Origin of the sequence: Shewanella sp. BJSY2023SW007 (assembly GCF_047314525.1) — a bacterium.
GTDB lineage: Bacteria > Pseudomonadota > Gammaproteobacteria > Enterobacterales > Shewanellaceae > Shewanella > Shewanella chilikensis.
Genome location: NZ_JBKORL010000107.1, coordinates 1 through 16,953, shown reverse-complemented (window position 1 = coordinate 16,953; position 16,953 = coordinate 1). Strand labels below are relative to the sequence as shown.

Genomic DNA, 16,953 nt, shown 5'->3' with positions numbered 1-16,953 from the left:
GGAAATATCGCAGTAACAGTCGGGAGATCCGGGACGCTGAACTTTTCTGGTCCCATGAAGATTGGCGGAAGAACATAGGAGTCGAACCTACCCGGGACTGCTGGCAGCCCCACCCGGATTTGAAGTCCGGACGCCTCACCGGAGACGACGTTCTTCCATCGAAAGACAGGGAGATAATAGAAAATGAATTCAGTTGAAGCAACCCTGTTTTTATTTACTTTATGAGTTTGTGATATAGCTCTTATTTTATTTTAAAGTCTGTAAATTTTTATTATTTAGATAGGTTCAGAGGGTACTTATGGATTATTATTCGCATGACGTTGTCACCGAGAAACAAGTCACCCTTATGGAACAAGGGCAGGCTTCGGAATTAACTGACTATTTAGCGAACGAAGTGAGAATCGCCCTGGTATATAACGGCATTTCCCATACAGTAATGTTGGCCAGTCCGCAGGATCTTGAAGCCTTTGCTATCGGCTTTACTCTGTCGGAGCGCATAGTTAGAAACATAAATGAAATCAAGGGTGTTGAGCTGGAATATACCGAGGAAGGTGTGCTGGTTCAGATTGAGATAACCCAAAGATGTTTCATGGAATTAAAGCAACAAAGACGCAATATGGCCGGTAGAACCGGTTGTGGACTTTGCGGTGTTGCCCAACTTGAAGAAGCGGTTAAACCTGTTATTCGAGTTGATAATGGTGCCGAGTTTAATATCAACAATTTAAAGGTTGCTTTGAATTTTGTTAAGGACAATCAACAGCATTTTAAATTAACTGGCGCCACCCATGCTGCAATGGGTTTAAATAATGATGGGCATATTATTGATGCCTATGAAGATATTGGAAGACATATAGCACTGGATAAGTTAATCGGTGCCTTTTCACAGAAACATGCCGAGCGGCCAATCGCGGTTTTATTGACCAGCAGAGCCAGTTTCGAGATGGTGCAAAAGGCTGCCAGTGCCAATATTCAGATTCTTTTTGCCATGTCCGCCGTGACCTCACTGGCGTTGGAGTTGGCCGAGAAGAGCAACATCACGCTGGTGGGCTTTTGCCGCAACGGTCGTGCGACGCTCTACACCCATGGTCACAGACTGACGGGGTTGAGCCGCGATCGCCTGGCCAAGGCCATTTAAGTAAGTAAAGACAAAGTCCTCGCGGGACTTGTTCGCCCTTTCTTTAGCACAGCGCCTACTGTCTGCTCATCATCGTTGTTAAACACTGTTTATGGCCGGTCGGAACCCAGTTTCGGCCGGTCTTTAGTGCTTTGATGATGCCAGACAGCCGTCGTTTGCTGCACTCCAGCGGTTTTATCGCCGTAAAGGCATGAAATAAGGTGCGACAGGTCAGTTGCTGTGGGCTGTTTGTTCGCACCTTACAAAATGGTTGACGGACACCCAGTGTCCGTTTTGGCAAGGTCTCGTTCATTAGGGTAATGACATGACATGGCAACAATTTAAACAACAATATCTGGTCCGTTTTTGGGCTCCCATGCCGGCTGTTATCGCTGCTGGTATTCTTTCCACTTACTATTTTGGTCTGACCGGTACCTTCTGGGCCGTGACCGGCGAATTCACTCGCTGGGGTGGCCACTTGCTGCAAATGTTCGGTGCCGAGCCGGAAACCTGGGGTTATTTCAAGGTGATAGGTCTGGCCGGTACGCCGCTGGATCGTATCGACGGCATGATGATTATCGGCATGTTCGGTGGCTGTATCGCCGCGGCGCTATGGGCCAATAACGTCAAGCTCAGAATGCCACAGAGCCGGGTGCGCATCATGCAGGCCCTGGTTGGCGGCATCATTGCCGGCTTCGGCGCCCGTTTGGCCATGGGTTGTAACCTGGCGGCCTTCTTTACCGGTATTCCGCAGTTCTCGCTGCATGCCTGGTTCTTCGCGCTGGCCACTGCCGCCGGTTCTTACTTTGGCGCCAGGTTCACCTTGCTGCCCATGTTCCGCATTCCGGTGGCGCTGAAGAAGGTCACCAAGGCCAGCTCGGTCAAGCAGGATGAAAACCAGGCCAGAAGGCGTTTTCGTATCGGTATGCTGGTGTTTATCGGCATAGTCGGTTGGGGACTCCTGACCCTGTTCAACGCACCCAAGCTGGGTATTGCCATGCTTTGCGGTGTCGGTTTCGGTCTGCTGATTGAAAGGGCACAGATCTGCTTTACCTCGGCATTTCGCGACATGTGGATCACCGGCCGTACCCATATGGCCAAGGCGATCATCATAGGTATGGCGGTCAGTGCCATAGGGATTTACAGCTATGTGCAACTAGGGGTTTCACCCAAGATCATGTGGGCTGGTCCCAACGCGGTTATCGGTGGCTTGCTGTTCGGTTTCGGTATAGTGCTGGCCGGTGGCTGCGAAACCGGTTGGATGTACCGCGCCGTGGAAGGGCAGGTGCACTTCTGGTGGGTTGGCCTGGGTAACGTCATTGGCTCCACTATTTTGGCCTACTACTGGGACGACTTGGCCGAACCACTGGCCACCAGTTGGGACAAGGTCAACCTGCTTTCCAGCTTGGGGGACAAGGGCGGCTTGCTGGCCACCTACCTGATGCTGGGCCTGGCGTTTGTCGCCATGCTCGCCTGGGAAAAACAATTCTTTGCCCGTAAAGCCAAACGGGATGCACAACTGACTGCGGAGGCCGCGTAATGAGCCAATATACTCCTGATTACCAATTGGATATGGTTGGTGAACCCTGTCCTTATCCCGCCGTTGCCACCCTGGAGGCCATGCCCCAGCTCAAACCCGGTGAAATTCTGGAAGTGATCAGCGACTGCCCACAGTCGATCAACAATATTCCATTGGATGCCAAGAACCACGGTTACAAGGTGCTGGAGATAGAACAGAACGGCCCGACTATCCGTTATCTGATCCAGCGCTGAATTAACATTAATTTCCGCTGTTTCAATCGTTCAAAGACGCTGCTTTTGCAGCGTTTTTTTATGCGGGTTTAACGTATGGCGGTTGCGAGGCTTGGTATTGGGGCATCATAACTGTTCAAATATTGAGATTGCCGAACGCGGCGAGACAATGGCCGCCATGACTCTATGCCAGATTTGCACTGAACCGAGTTAAAGGCAAATATAAGCTGTGGTTCGGCTCTTCCCTACATCAAGGAGCAGTAATGAAACAGGTTATTTTTGATACTCCAGGGCAACCGGAAGTGCTCTATTTGGCTGATGCCGAGATCCCTACTCCCGGCCCGGGGCAGGTGTTGATCAAGGTGGCTGCGGCCGGTGTCAATGGTCCGGATTTGGCCCAGCGCAAGGGCAACTATCCGCCCCCTGCAGACGCTTCTCCCGTGCTGGGACTGGAAGTAGCCGGTGAGATAGTCGCGTTGGGGCAAGGCGTAGACCAATGGCAGACCGGACAAGCGGTCTGTGCCCTGGTGCCGGGTGGTGGTTACAGTGAGTATGTGCTTACCTGGGCGGGTCATTGCTTGCCTGTGCCCAAGGGCTGGAGCTTGGAAGAGGCCGCTGCGATTCCCGAGACCTTCTTTACCGTGTGGGGCAATCTGTTTATGCGAGCCAGGTTACAGCCAGGCGAGACAGTGCTCATTCACGGCGGTTCGGGCGGCATCGGCAGCAGCGCCATTGCCCTGGCCAAGGCTTTTGGTGCCAGAGTACTGGTGACTTCCGGGAGCCCGGAGAAATGCGCCTGGTGTCGGCAACTGGGAGCCGAGCTGGCGATCGATTATCGACAACAAGATTTTGTTGAACCTGTACTGGACTGGACCCAAGGCAAGGGGGTCGAAGTGGTGCTGGATATGGCTGGCGGCGACTTTGCCAACAAGAACCTCAAGGTACTCGCCTGTGATGGCCGCATGGTGTCTATTGCCATGCAAAGGGGAGCCAGGGCTGAAGTGGATATCTTTCGCCTGATGGCCAAACGCATTGTTTGGACCGGCTCAACCTTAAGGCCTCAAAGCGTCGCGGCCAAGGCGGCAATTGCTGCCGAACTCAAGGCCAAGGTCTGGCCGTTATTGAATGAAGGTGCCCTGAAGCCCCATATCTTTGCCCGTTTTTCGCTGCAAGATTGCGCTGCTGCACATCACTTGTTGGAATCCGGCAATCACTCGGGCAAGGTGGTGCTGACACTGAAGTAAGTAGCTACTGACGCGCCACTCCCTATGGCTGCTGAATATTCCTTCGGCAGCTTTTTCTTCATTGTTGCTGGTTGGCTGTAACATGCAGCCTTAAGGCGTTTGCGTGCAAAATTCAACTTGCCCTGGTGGAAATTTCGGCTAAAGTCCTTTGTGAGAGCACTCTAGGGTGCTGTCATGAAAAATTAATCGTTATTTAGTTGGAAAAATCACGGTTTGCAGCATTGATTCTCGGAAAGATTCTGTAAGAATACGCACTTGAAAACGCCACCTTCCAAAGGTGGAAACCTATTTGTGGCAAAGTGAGCAGTAGTGCGCTTCTTTGGCCGAAAAACTTTAGGGAAGGCGTGAGCAAGTCTAGGCACAAAGCGCAGCGACTTATTGGCAACTTCTCTGGTGTATGTGTTGATTTAAGGGTATTGGCATATATGTATAACACTGCAAAGAAACAAGTTTGGTATGGCGAGCTCAGAACCGCACGTGGCAATGCTATCGTCGTCCATGACAATCAGTTACCCGAAGCCTCTCCTGGACGTATCTACCTGTTCAACTCTCAGCGCAATGCGATTATTGAATATGTGGAAGATATAGTTAAACCCAACTTGCATGAGCTGGGTGAGGATGAAGCCAAGGCTGCCGAGCGTGAGTTCGGTAGTGCGTTCAAAGCGGTCCGCAGCGAGTTTATGCAAAAGCAGCAGGCCAGAGTCAATCTGAACAACGTCAAAGACAGCGCTCCGGCGCGTAAGCCCAAGCCGGAACCTGAGGTCGAGGTTGAAACCGACAACATGGGTGATGATTTCGATGACGATTGGGATGACAGCTTCGACGACTGATATCCTTCTGCCCGGCCGTCCGTCTTCAGTTTACTGAAGCGGTGGCCCGGGTATACCGGACAGTCGAATACTGACATTAGCTATTGGATAGCCGATTATTCTTTATCGAAGCTATCGACTATGATGGCGCCCATAGAGGCAGGCATGGCGATCAGCAGGGTGCGCTTCAGCGCCAGTAAGGGATCGCTCAATAATGGCCATTTATCCAGGGCCAGTAAGACGACACTCACCACCAGCAAGGTCAGGGCATAAGCCAGCAGGATCCGCAGCCAAAATCCCCACACCCTGGCCTTGATATTGGCCTGAAACACACTCTGATAGGCAAACAGGGCGATAAAGCTCAGGCTTAATACCACCACCAGTACCAGATTCAGCACCGGCAGATTGGCCGCCAGCATCCAGGCTTCCTCGGAAAAGGAGATGGGCACGGACAAGGCAAAGGCGCCTATGCTGATCTGGCCGAGATCCTCGGCGTTGAAATAGAGTTTGGTCATGCCTGGGTGTCGAACTCGTAGCGGCTCAAATGATGATAGATTTGTCCGGGCGTTATCCAGGGATCGCCGTGCAGCTGTGGCTGATTGGCGCCGTCCGGCAGCATTTGTGGCTCGAGACAGACCCCTTGCCAGGCCTTCATCGCCTGGCCCTTACGACCCTTGACGCCTTCGAGCCCGGCGCCTGTGTAAAGCTGCACTCCGGGTTGATTGGTATACAGTGTCAGGCCGCGACCGGATAGCGGCGCGCTCAAACGGCCCACACGCCAGAGCTCATCTTTCTGTTGCCGGCTGATAAAGCAGTGATCCAGCCCTTGGCCGCCGGCCAGTTCCGGCTGTCCAAGCAGCATCTTGAGTGCCTTGCCCTGACTGAGATCCAATATGCCGCCTTGGGTATCGATTATACCGCTGGGAATGCCTTCAGAGTCGGTTGCCAGGGCTTTGTTGCTATCGAGTTGCAACTGGTGCTCACTGATATCTGCCCGGCCATCGAGGTTGAAATAGCTATGCTGGGTCAGGCTCACCGGGCAGTCTTGGCTGCTTGAGGCCATAAACTCCACAAACAGGTTGTTGCCCGCCAGGCGATAGTCCAGTTGTACCCGGCATTCTCCGGGAAAGCCCATGTCGCCATCCGGGCTTATCAGGCTAAGGCGCACCCCGTCCGGCAATGTGCCCAGTTGCCACTGGCGCCGATGAAAGCCTTCGCGGCCGCCGTGCAGACAGTGGCCGTTGAAGTTCTTATCCAGAGAAAAAGTCTTGCCGCGGTAGTTGATTTGACCTTGCTTGATGCGATTGGCGTAACGCCCTACAGCGGCGCCCAAACAGGCGTCCTGAGCCAGATAATCGGCCGCAGAGTCACAGCCAAGCACGATATTGGTTCGTTCACCGTGGCGATCCGGTGCCCACAGTGAGCGAATAATGCCACCGAGACTGAGCACTTCCAGTGCCAGAATGCCGTTATCGATTCTGAGTCTTTCTATCTGTCCGCCGCGGGGATCTTCCCAATTGTCGAGCGCGCTGAAACGTATCATCTGCTACTTCCTTTTGGCTTTAGGGCTACAACTCAGTCCAGGCGGCTGGCTCCGTCGCTGGGGCTGCACAGGTACACACTGACCTCCAGCTCGGTTTTGGCCGGATATTGCTGTTCGACGGCGGCGATCACCTTGTCGGTCAACTCATGTTCCACCAGGGCGATGACGCAGCCGCCAAAGCCCTTGCCTGTCATTCGTACTCCACCGCGTTCGCCGACGACTTCGGTTATCAATTCCACCAGGGTATCAATTGCCGGATGGCTGATTTCAAAGTCATCGCGCATCGAGCGGTGCGATTCGGCCATCAGTTTGCTGAGCCTGGCGATATCGCCCTGCTCCAGGGCGCGACAGGCGCTCTGGGTGCGTTGGTTTTCACTGATCACATGGCGGGCGCGGCGAAAGGCAACCGGGTCCAGTTCATCCTCGGCGCTTTGCAGCGCCCTGAGCGACAAGTGGCGCAGGGTATCCAATCCGAAATGTCCGGCCACCTGTTCGCAATGCAAGCGGCGCTCGCCAAACTCTTTGTTGTGAGCGATGGAGGGTAGGCCGGAATTGATGATCAGCAGACTGATATCCTCGGGGAAGGGCACGCTTTCGCAGTCCAGATCCAGGCAATCGATCAGCAGCGCTGCACCGGCTTCGGCCATGGCACAGGTGATCTGATCCATAATGCCGCAGCTATGGCCGACATAGTGGTTTTCACCCCGCTGTGCCAGTTGTGCTATGGCCAGTGGCGACAAGTGCAGTTGACTGGTGTCATTGATGGCGGTGCCGAAGGCGATTTCCAGCGAGGCCGACGAGGCCAATCCGGCGTTGGCGGGCACATTGCCGATCACTGCCAGGTCCAGGCCACGAGCCGGCAGACCACTTTGGGCCATGGCCGAGGTAAAGCCCTTGAGGTAGCTGACCCAGCCCTCATCCTCGTTCATGCTGCCTTCATCGCCATAGTGCCATTCAAAAATGCCGGGAAAGGCACCTGATACGGCGCGGAACTTGTCGTCGTCACGGCGCTTGACCGCGATCACTGTGTGAAAGTTGATTGCCGCCGGCAGCACCAGACCTTCGTTATAGTCTGTGTGTTCCCCGATAAGGTTGACCCGTCCGGGGGCCTGATACAGGGCATCGGGCTTGGTGCCGAAGGTTTTGACAAAGAGTTTTGTAACGTTGGGGGCAGGATTCGACATGCTCTTATGGATTCCGCAAAAAAACGCTCGAACAGCAACATAAATGACTGCTTTTTTGTTGTTATATCATTTCTGTCACTGAGGTGTAAGTGAGATTTTTATCCCGGTTGCATTCCAGGGGGGATTGGGGGTATTCGGAAAGATGAAAGGAAAAAGCCTCACCCGCCGTGAGTGGACAGGGTGAGGCTGAAAGCCGGTACTGATAAGTGGCGCTTGTCGCTTGCGCCGAGTATCAGGAAACCGCTTTCTTGGCGTCGGCTTCCTTGACGGTTTCGGCCGCCAGCAGTTCACAGACCACATGCTCGACGAAACCGGCACCGGCGGCTTCATAGAGGTTGTAAACACTGTGTACGCCGGATTCACGCAGCGCCACACCTTCATCACCATATTGCACTATGGCGCTGATTTTGCCTTGGTAATTCAGTTTCTTGAGTTGCTCAACCGCAAACATGTTACCCGCATGATACGGCATCGCCAGCAGCACCAGCTCAAGCCCTGGAGCTCGGTCGAGTTTTTCCCAGAAGTCGGTATCCGAGGCATCACCTTGCACTACGTTACGCCCTTGCTCGCGGTGGAAATCCACCAACTCCTGTTTGTGTTCAATACCCAGAATCTCGCCATCGAATCTGGCCTTAAGCTCATCATAGGCACCTGAGCCTATGCGCCCCATCCCCAGAATAAGGAAGCGCGGATTGCCCACGGGGATCTGCCTGTCTTCCGGGTGCAGCGGGTGCTTTTCGAGCTTCACCAGCTTCTGCTGGTACTTCTGGTAGATGTTGCCCACCATGGCGTTGAGTGGTGCCGCCAATACAAAACTGAAGCTCAGTGCCACGGCAATGATCACCAGCCACTGAGAGGGTAGCCAGCCTTTGCTGGTGGCCACCGCAGCCACAATCAGGCCAAACTCACTGAAGTTACCCAGGTTGAATGAGCCCAGCATAGAGGTGCGCGAGCGCAACTTGAAGCGGGTGAGGATATAGACAAACAACAGGATTTTCAGCGGGATCAGCGTCACCAGCAATACAGCCAGCATAATATCTGTCACGCTCGGCAGACCGTTGAGACCTATGGTGAGGAAGAAGGCCACCAGAAACAGTTCTTTAAAGTAGAACAGTGACTTGGCCAGTTCGGATGCCTTTTTGTGTCCTGCCAGCAGTATGCCTATGATCAGCGCGCCAAGATCCGGTTTTAGCCCCACAGACTCAAACAGCCAGGCGCCGACCACCAAAGCCATCACCAAGCCGAAGAGTACCAGGAGTTCACCGTGGCCGACCTTATCAAAGGCTCTGTATATCAAGGGTTTGGCTAACGGTAGTAACAGAAGTGCCAGCGCCCATATCGAGGGAAACTCGCCCTTGGAAATGGTCAGGAACAATACCGCAAAGATATCCTGCATAATCAGAATACCTATAGCGACCCGGCCGTAGAGGGATTGCATATCGCCCTTGTCTTCCAACACCTTGACCGCAAACACAGTACTGGAAAAGCTCAGGGCAAAGGCCAGCAGGGTCAGCTGTTCGACCGTAAGATTGGTCAATTGCACCAGGCCAACCAGCCCCAGCAGTTTGAGAATAGGGACAAAGATCACCATGGATAACATCAGGTGCAGGCTGGAGCCGGCCCAGACTTCGGCCTTGAACAGGCTACGGATATCCAGCTTGAGGCCTATGGCAAACAGCAGCAGGGTAACCCCTAAGTTGGCCAGTTCGTTAAGCATTGGCAGGCTGTCATTGTCTACTCCCAAGGTATAGAGCACAAAGCCGGCAGCCAGATAGCCGATAAGCGGTGGTAAATTGATGCGGTTGACCAGCATGCCGCAGGCCAAGGTAATAACAAGAATTGCTGGTTCCATTTTTATTCTTTCGGGAAAAATGATGGCTATTTGAAGGGTATTCTATAAGAAGAGCATTAAATTTAAATAAAAAAGCGAACTTATCTGCTGATAAGTTCGCTTTTCCAAAAGTATTGGTGCTTAAGTAAGGTGTCTGCAAGTCCCATATCTGCTTCGGGTGGGCCTACAGACTAGTGCTCCTTAGTAAAGAGCCTAGATCCTTTGCCAAGGTCCCTGAACACTAATTTTCGAGCAGTATGTCCAGGTGGGCGGCAAACTCTTTCGGGGCCATGAAACCTGTCACTCTCAGCTCATTTTTCAGCTGGCCCTGCTCATCGATAAACAGCAGTGTCGGCAGCCCCAGCACATCGTAGGCTTCCAGCAGGGCGACATCGGTTTCATCCATGGCGGTCACATCGGCCTGCAGCAGCACCATCTGTTCCATCCGCTGTTTAACCTCGGCATTCTTGAAGGTGATCTGCTCAAACTCCTTACAGGCCACACACCAATCGGCATAGAGATCCAACATCACCGGCTTGCCGGCGGCCTTGGCATCCGCCAGTTCGCTCTTGAAGTCTTCAAGCGACTTGATCCGTTTGAAGGTATGATGCTCGGCTTGCTGCTGCCCCATGAAGTGGTAGCCCATGGCGCTCATAACCGCCTGGAAGCCATAGGAGAAGCTCGACAGCAACAGCAGGGTCAGGAGCACGCTGCGCACTGTCTGTTTCCAGTTGAACTGGCTCAGCTTGTTCTGGTGCATCAGGTAGCCGACAAAGACGATGGCCCACACAGACCACATGAGATCCGACACCAATCCAGGCCAGATACGGCCCAGCATTATGATGGACACGGCCACCAGCAGGAAGCCGAACACATGCTTGATTATGTTCATCCAGGTGCCGGCGCGCGGCAGCAACTTACCGCCCGAGGTGCCTATCAGCAGCAGTGGTAGTCCCATCCCCATGCTGAGAATATAGAGGGTTAAAAAGCCCTGCAGCAGATCGCCGGTTTGCGCCACGTACACGAGTACTGCCGATAAAGGCGCCGTGGTACAGGGCGAGGCCACCAGGCCCGAAAGCACACCCATGACGAACACGCCCAACAGATTGCCACCCTTTTGTTTATTGGAGAGGCTGTTCATCCTCTGCTGCCAACTGGCGGGCAGGCGCAGCTCATAGAGACCAAACATAGACAAACTGAGTACTACAAACAGTATGGCTATGGTGATCAGCACAGCCGGGTGTTGCAGCGCCGCCTGATACTTGAGGCCGGCCGAAGCCACCACCAACCCCAGCAGCGAATAGGTAATAGCCATACCCTGCACATAAGCCATCGACAGGGTAAAGGCCTTGCCGGTGGAGACTTTCTGCCCCTGGCCGACAATGATCCCCGATAGAATGGGATACATGGGGAACACGCAAGGAGTCAGTGCCAGACCTATCCCCAACACGAAGAAGGTCAGGTAGTTGAGTAGGGTGCTGTCGCCGGAGAGCAGTTTATCCAGCAGGTTATCCTGTTGGGTTACCGCCTGGCCCTTGGGAGCCGGCGCTTTTGCATCGGCACTCTTGTCGGTATCGGGCAGTATGCCATCATTGGCCGCCACAGGTTTAAGCAGGGCGTCTCTGGTGGTCGGCGGGAAGCAGAGCTTGCCCTCGGCGCAGCCCATAAAGGTGACGGATAACTTGGCGGCTTCACCTGCCTCTTTGATGGCAACTGGAATTTCGATGAAGGAGTAGTACACCTGCTGCTCACCGAAATACTCATCCGTGTGGCCCTTGCCCTGGGGCAGGGCTATCTCGCCCAGTTCACCGCCATCTATGCTGAACTTGAGTTTGTCGCGGTACATGTAATAGCCGTCGGCTATCACCCAACTGAGCTTGACCTTATTGCCTTGCTGACTGAAGTCGAAGGCAAAGGCCTGATCCACGGGCATCAGCTCAGGTTCACTCTTGAGAAAATCGAATTGCTTATTGCCAAAGATCCCATCGGCCTGAACCAGTGGGCTGAGAAGCAACAGGCTGCCTAGCAGCAGGGTAAGTATTTTCTTCATAGCTTAGTGTTGTCTTTTATCCAATCCAGATAGGCGGGCAGCCCATGACTGATGGGCACAGCAATAATTTCAGGTACTTCATAGGGATGCAGCTCGAGTATTCTCTGCTCCAGCCTGGGGTAGGCGCTAGCCAGACACTTGAGCTGCAGACTGACTTCAGCCTCCTGGCAGAGTTCGCCCTGCCAGACATAAAAGGAATCCACAGTCTGGCTCACCTGAGCACAGGCCACCAGCGACTCGCGCACCAAGGTTGCGGCCAGGCTTTTGGCACTGTCTGTATCCGGGCAACTGCAAAAAACCAGCAGCGCTTGTTGAGATTTTATGTCCATAATGAGCGGGTTAAATTAAACCTGACTTAAGCCAAGGGGATTAAAATCGAGCGTCTACTTTACGTGTTTTGCCGCAGGCTTGCATTAAGGCTTTGCTGAAACAGTGAGCTTAAGCGCCAAACCCGCTGCAGGCTGCGGACTTGAAATCAGACCGGGTTATCCCCATTTAGTTTTCAACTACTGCAAAAAATGAGGCCTACATGCCATTTCTGATAATGTTGATCATCTTTGTGCTGATCCCTGTCGTCGAACTCTCGGTGCTTATCCGGGTTGGCGAAGTCCTGGGCAGCTGGAACACTGTGGCATTGGTGATCCTCACCGCGGTGGTCGGTGTTTCTCTGGTTCGTAGCCAGGGCTTGAGTACCCTGATGTCGGTACAGAAAAAATTGGCCGTCGGTGAAGCGCCGGGGCAAGAGATAGTCGAGGGCATGATGCTGGCCATGGCCGGTATTCTGCTGCTTATTCCGGGGTTTGTTACCGACCTTATCGGTCTTATTCTACTGACCCCTATCACTAGGGCACCGCTGGCGCGTTATTTCTATCAGCGGATGCAGCTCAAGGTGGTTGCCAGCGCTCAATTCAGAGCCGGTCCGAACCCCTTTGAGCCACCTCATCAAAGAGGTCAAGGCGGTGATGTATTCGAGGGCGAGTTTGAGCGCAAGGCCGACCCTTCCGATAAGCGTCCTGAGAGCCATCAGCTGGAAGAAGAGAGCCCTCAGCTGGAAGAAGAGAGCCCTCAACGAGGTGAAAATAGCCCTCAACGAGGTGAAAATAGCCCTCAGCGTAATGAAGGCCATCAGCAGCAGGATACGGAAGATAAAACAGACCAAGATGATAGTCGGCCCGGCAGCGCAGGTGATCGGCACAAACACTGATAAAAAAGACCTTCCGCTCGGAAGGTCTTTTTTATTCACCCCTCATAACTTGCAGCGCTGGCTGGAAAAATTTATCACTTATTTATCAGTGGTTTATCACTGTATCAGTGGCTACTGCAGCTCTTTGAACAGGCGCCGTAACAGTGGCCGCGGCGTCAGTTTTCGGATACTGTGGCGGCAACCACAGCCGTACATACTCTCAGCTCTCTGGCGTCGCCAAGCGCTTATCCCTCGTTGGGGCAGGGAGATTTGATTTTCTGCGGCTCGCTGATATTGCTGGCCAGATAATAGCTGGCAATGCCCATGAGTATGTTGGTTACCGGCAGCGCCAGCATCAGGCCTTTTACCCCACCGAGGAAGGCGCCCAGCGCCGCCAGTGGCAGCATCAACAGGAACAGGCGACACAGGTTCAGCACCAGTGAGGCCATGGGTCTGTGATAGGCGTTGAGCGAGGTGGCCACTATGATCACCACGCCAAGAGGGCCGTAAGCGGCGGGCAACACCAGAATATAGAAGCTGAGCCATTCCAGCACCTGAGGGTCGGTACTGAACAGGGCGGCAATTTGCGGCGCCAGCAGCGCCAGCGGAATATACAGCAGGGTCTGGAACAGGAGCACAAACTTCAGCGCCAGCAGCAATGCCTCACGGGCACGCTCTTTCTGACCGGCGCCCAGATTCTGGGCGATAAAGGGCACCAGGCTGGAAGAGAGCCCCATCACCACAATCAGCAGCAAAGATTCCAGCCGGGTACCGGCACCGAAGGCGGCTACGGCGGCGTGATCTATCCTGGCCAGCATGGCCATCATCACGGCATTGGCCAGGGGGTTGATCATATTCATCAGCGCCGCCGGTTGGGCGATATGGGCCAGCTGTTTCCAGTTATCGACAAAGCGGCTGAAACACCAACCCGCGGCCACCAACATATGGCGTTTGACCACCAACAGATAACTGGACAGCGACAGCGCCATCAGCCAGGAGATCAGGGTCGCCACGGCGGCACCTTGAATTTCCAGCCTGGGGAAAGGGCCGATACCAAAGATCAGCAGCGGATCGAGGATCAGGTTAATCAGCGCCGCCAGCGACAAAATCGCCGCCGGTGAACGGGTATCGCCGGTGGCTCTCAGGCCCTGATTGCCCACCATCAACAGCACCAACAGCGGCGCCCCCAGATACCAGAGATTCATATACTCATGCACCAGCGGCAGTATGTCGTCTTTGGCGCCCAGCAGAGAAAACAGCGGCTCGATACACAAACTGCCCAGCAAGGATAGCCCGGCAGTCAAAATAAAGGTCAGTAGCAGGGCGTCGTGCAGAAACACCTTGGCCTTGGGGGCGTGTCCGGCGCCAATCAGGCGCCCCAGATTGGTGGACACTCCGGCGCCTATGCCGATGGCAATACTCGACACCACCAGGGTCACGGGGAAGGTGAAGCTGATTGCCGCCAGCGCCTCTGTGCCCAGCTTACTGATGAAGTAGGTGTCTACCAGGTTGAAGCCCAGCACGGTGAGTATTCCTAACATATTGGGAACACTCATATTAAGCAGTACACGACCTATCGGCTGACTGAGCAGCCCGTGTCTGTCTCTCATGGCCCGTATCTGCCTCTTGTGAAATGGATGAAGTCAATCGTGCGGAAGCGCGATTCTAACAGGATTGCCCTGGCTTTAAAAAACGAGGCTCAAAAATTTTCAAAAAATTTTGAGCTGTCCCCTTGGAAGTGCCAAATACGGCCCCCATATAAGCCAACATCAAGCGGCTAAAGCCCGTTGGCACGGCCGCCTTTTACATCAACCATGAACCGCCTCATATTGGGCAAAAATCATTAGGAGAATCCATCGATGAATATTCGTCCATTACATGACCGCGTGATCGTCAAACGCCTGGAAGTTGAAAGCACTTCGGCCGGTGGCATCGTACTGACCGGCAGCGCAGCCGAAAAGTCTACCCGTGGTGAAGTACTGGCTGTTGGCAATGGCCGTATCCTGGAAAACGGTGACATTAAGCCATTGGACGTGAAGGTAGGTGACGTAGTGATCTTCAACGAAGGTTACGGTGTCAAGAAAGAGAAGATCGACGGTGAAGAAGTCCTGATCTTGTCAGAAGCTGACCTGATGGCCGTAGTGGAATAAACCACTCGAACCATTAAAGACCTTCCAAAGTAATCGAAAAATTTAAGGATAATCAACATGGCAGCTAAAGAAGTAAAATTTGGCAATGACGCTCGCGTAAAAATGCTGGCGGGCGTGAATGTTCTGGCTAACGCAGTTAAAGTCACACTGGGCCCTAAAGGCCGTAACGTCGTTCTGGACAAGAGCTTCGGCGCACCACTGATCACCAAAGACGGTGTTTCAGTCGCCAAAGAGATTGAACTGGAAGACAAGTTTGAAAACATGGGCGCGCAAATGGTTAAGGAAGTTGCTTCCAAGGCCAACGACGCAGCCGGTGACGGTACCACTACCGCCACAGTACTGGCCCAGGCTATCGTGACCGAAGGTCTGAAAGCCGTTGCCGCCGGTATGAACCCAATGGATCTGAAGCGCGGTATCGACAAGGCTGTAATCGCCGCCGTTGCCGAGCTGAAAGCCCTGTCTCAGGATTGCTCCGACTCCAAGTCTATCGCTCAGGTAGGTACTATCTCTGCCAACTCTGATGAGTCTATCGGTGAAATCATCGCTACCGCGATGGAAAAAGTGGGCAAAGAAGGCGTGATCACAGTTGAAGAAGGTCAGGCGCTGGAAAACGAACTGGACGTAGTTGAAGGTATGCAGTTCGACCGCGGTTACCTGTCTCCTTACTTCATCAACAAGGCGGAAACCGGCTCTGTTGAACTGGACAACCCATTCATCCTGCTGGTTGACAAGAAGATCTCCAACATCCGTGAGCTGCTGCCTATCCTCGAAGGTCTGGCCAAGACAGGCAAGCCACTGCTGATCGTTGCCGAAGACGTTGAAGGCGAAGCCTTGGCGACTCTGGTGGTCAACAACATGCGCGGTATCGTTAAAGTGGCTGCCGTTAAGGCGCCTGGTTTCGGTGACCGTCGTAAGGCCATGCTGCAGGATATCGCTATCCTGACCGGTGGTACTGTTATCGCTGAAGAGATTGGCCTGGAGCTGGAAAAAGCCACTCTGGAAGACCTGGGTACCGCCAAGCGCGTGGTTATCACCAAAGACAACACCACCATCATTGATGGCAGCGGTGAAGAGTCTCAAATTCAAGCCCGTGTTGCCCAGATCAAGCAGCAGGTTGAAGAATCGACTTCAGATTACGACAAAGAGAAACTGCAAGAGCGTATGGCCAAGCTGGCCGGCGGTGTTGCGGTAATCAAAGTCGGTGCCGCTACCGAAGTGGAAATGAAAGAGAAGAAAGCCCGCGTTGAAGATGCGCTGCACGCTACCCGCGCCGCCGTTGAAGAAGGTGTGGTTCCTGGGGGCGGTGTTGCCCTGGTTCGCGTTGCCTCCAAGATTGGTGAGCTGGACGTGAGCAACGAAGATCAGAAGCACGGTGTGGTTATCGCCCTGCGCGCCATGGAAGCCCCACTGCGTCAGATCGCCACCAACGCAGGTGAAGAAGCCTCTGTTGTTGCCAACAACGTTAAGAACGGCAGCGGTAACTATGGTTACAACGCCGGTAACGACACTTACGGCGACATGCTGGAAATGGGTATCCTGGATCCAACCAAGGTTACCCGCTCTGCGCTGCAGTTCGCGGCCTCTGTAGCCGGTCTGATGATCACCACCGAAGCCATGGTAGCCGAGCTGCCAAAGGAAGAGGCTGCGCCTGATATGGGCGGTATGGGTGGTATGGGCGGAATGGGCGGCATGATGTGATCCTAGCTGGTTAAAATCGTCTATAGCGGCGTTATCTTGCCACTCGTTTAGTTCACTAAACGTCGCGGCAAGATGCCTGGCTCTAAAACGATTTTTCCTGCGCTAGACGCAATGTCGGTCTTAAGCTCAGAAGCTTAGAACTTAAAAAAAGCCCCGATACTTAACAGTATTGGGGCTTTTGTTTATTCCGAGAAAGGAAAAGGCTCGCGCCTCGAACGCGGGCCTTTTCCATTTCAGCGGTTTCTGCCAAGGGCGGGGGAGTGGTTTGGGTTTGGAATGGCTTCCGGCTGATTGTGCTATTCATTGCCTGCCGCAGGCCTTATGCATATGCACCTCAGTGACACGCTGTGAATACATCCTTGTAAGCTCGGCGCCAACATCCATGTTGGCGACGG

At 53.7% G+C, this 16,953-nt stretch carries 14 protein-coding genes, 1 tRNA gene and 1 pseudogene; 8 read left to right on the top strand and 8 right to left on the bottom strand.

The window, feature by feature from the left end; translation table 11 throughout:
• Nucleotides 1-62 precede the first annotated feature (62 nt).
• Nucleotides 63-157, bottom strand: a tRNA-Sec gene (locus ACMHXE_RS19300).
• A 141-nt stretch (nt 158-298) separates the two neighbouring features.
• On the opposite strand from ACMHXE_RS19300, the gene fdhD reads away from it, so the two are divergent.
• The 5 genes from fdhD (at nt 299) to ACMHXE_RS19275 (ending at nt 4,940) form a co-directional block, all read left to right on the top strand.
• Nucleotides 299-1,135, top strand: a complete 837-nt coding sequence (gene fdhD / locus ACMHXE_RS19295) for a formate dehydrogenase accessory sulfurtransferase FdhD (RefSeq protein WP_071238705.1) — start codon at nt 299-301, stop codon at nt 1,133-1,135.
• A 304-nt stretch (nt 1,136-1,439) separates the two neighbouring features.
• Nucleotides 1,440-2,654, top strand: a complete 1,215-nt coding sequence (yedE, locus tag ACMHXE_RS19290) for a selenium metabolism membrane protein YedE/FdhT (protein ID WP_101056387.1) — start codon at nt 1,440-1,442, stop codon at nt 2,652-2,654.
• Nucleotides 2,654-2,887 carry a sulfurtransferase-like selenium metabolism protein YedF gene (gene yedF, locus ACMHXE_RS19285; protein WP_025010175.1) on the top strand — a complete coding sequence of 78 codons (234 nt, stop codon included), beginning with the start codon at nt 2,654-2,656 and terminating at the stop codon, nt 2,885-2,887. The genes yedE and yedF overlap by 1 nt, the downstream gene beginning before the upstream one ends.
• A gap of 242 nt (nt 2,888-3,129) precedes the next feature.
• The gene (locus ACMHXE_RS19280) at nt 3,130-4,110 is read left to right on the top strand and encodes an NAD(P)H-quinone oxidoreductase (RefSeq protein WP_101056386.1); all 981 of its coding nucleotides are present in this window, start codon (nt 3,130-3,132) and stop codon (nt 4,108-4,110) included.
• Between the two features lie 425 nt (nt 4,111-4,535).
• Nucleotides 4,536-4,940: a hypothetical protein gene (locus tag ACMHXE_RS19275; RefSeq protein WP_071238709.1), complete on the top strand. Its 405-nt coding sequence runs from the start codon at nt 4,536-4,538 to the stop codon at nt 4,938-4,940.
• A 95-nt stretch (nt 4,941-5,035) separates the two neighbouring features.
• Here the strand turns inward: ACMHXE_RS19275 and ACMHXE_RS19270 are convergent, their stop codons facing one another.
• From ACMHXE_RS19270 to cutA, 6 genes are all read right to left on the bottom strand, one after another.
• The gene (locus ACMHXE_RS19270) at nt 5,036-5,494 is read right to left on the bottom strand and encodes a DUF2391 family protein (RefSeq protein ID WP_373296803.1); all 459 of its coding nucleotides are present in this window, start codon (nt 5,492-5,494) and stop codon (nt 5,036-5,038) included.
• Nucleotides 5,431-6,462 (bottom strand): aldose epimerase family protein, encoded by a 1,032-nt coding sequence (locus ACMHXE_RS19265; protein ID WP_101056384.1) that lies wholly within the window; start codon nt 6,460-6,462, stop codon nt 5,431-5,433. The genes ACMHXE_RS19270 and ACMHXE_RS19265 overlap by 64 nt, the downstream gene beginning before the upstream one ends.
• A gap of 32 nt (nt 6,463-6,494) precedes the next feature.
• Nucleotides 6,495-7,646, bottom strand: coding sequence for a galactokinase (gene galK, locus ACMHXE_RS19260; protein ID WP_413733103.1), 1,152 nt, complete (start codon nt 7,644-7,646; stop codon nt 6,495-6,497).
• A 232-nt stretch (nt 7,647-7,878) separates the two neighbouring features.
• Nucleotides 7,879-9,498 carry a cation:proton antiporter family protein gene (locus ACMHXE_RS19255; protein WP_101056382.1) on the bottom strand — a complete coding sequence of 540 codons (1,620 nt, stop codon included), beginning with the start codon at nt 9,496-9,498 and terminating at the stop codon, nt 7,879-7,881.
• A gap of 220 nt (nt 9,499-9,718) precedes the next feature.
• Complete coding sequence (locus ACMHXE_RS19250; protein ID WP_101056381.1) at nt 9,719-11,527, bottom strand: protein-disulfide reductase DsbD; 1,809 nt, start codon at nt 11,525-11,527, stop codon at nt 9,719-9,721.
• On the bottom strand, nt 11,524-11,856 hold the full coding sequence (gene cutA / locus ACMHXE_RS19245; RefSeq protein ID WP_096141068.1) for a divalent-cation tolerance protein CutA: 333 nt from the start codon (nt 11,854-11,856) through the stop codon (nt 11,524-11,526). Before cutA ends, ACMHXE_RS19250 begins: the two co-directional genes overlap by 4 nt.
• A gap of 200 nt (nt 11,857-12,056) precedes the next feature.
• On the opposite strand from cutA, the pseudogene ACMHXE_RS19240 reads away from it, so the two are divergent.
• Nucleotides 12,057-12,614: pseudogene (locus ACMHXE_RS19240) on the top strand (FxsA family protein); the annotation flags it as partial.
• A 341-nt stretch (nt 12,615-12,955) separates the two neighbouring features.
• Here the strand turns inward: ACMHXE_RS19240 and ACMHXE_RS19235 are convergent.
• Entirely contained in the window at nt 12,956-14,320 is a 1,365-nt protein-coding gene (locus ACMHXE_RS19235; RefSeq protein WP_101056379.1) for an MATE family efflux transporter, read from the bottom strand.
• Between the two features lie 249 nt (nt 14,321-14,569).
• Here ACMHXE_RS19235 and ACMHXE_RS19230 point away from each other — a divergent pair, with 249 nt between their 5' ends.
• Nucleotides 14,570-14,860 carry a co-chaperone GroES gene (locus ACMHXE_RS19230; protein WP_025010152.1) on the top strand — a complete coding sequence of 97 codons (291 nt, stop codon included), beginning with the start codon at nt 14,570-14,572 and terminating at the stop codon, nt 14,858-14,860.
• A 57-nt stretch (nt 14,861-14,917) separates the two neighbouring features.
• The gene (gene groL / locus ACMHXE_RS19225; protein ID WP_039033505.1) at nt 14,918-16,558 is read left to right on the top strand and encodes a chaperonin GroEL; all 1,641 of its coding nucleotides are present in this window, start codon (nt 14,918-14,920) and stop codon (nt 16,556-16,558) included.
• Nucleotides 16,559-16,953 lie beyond the last annotated feature (395 nt).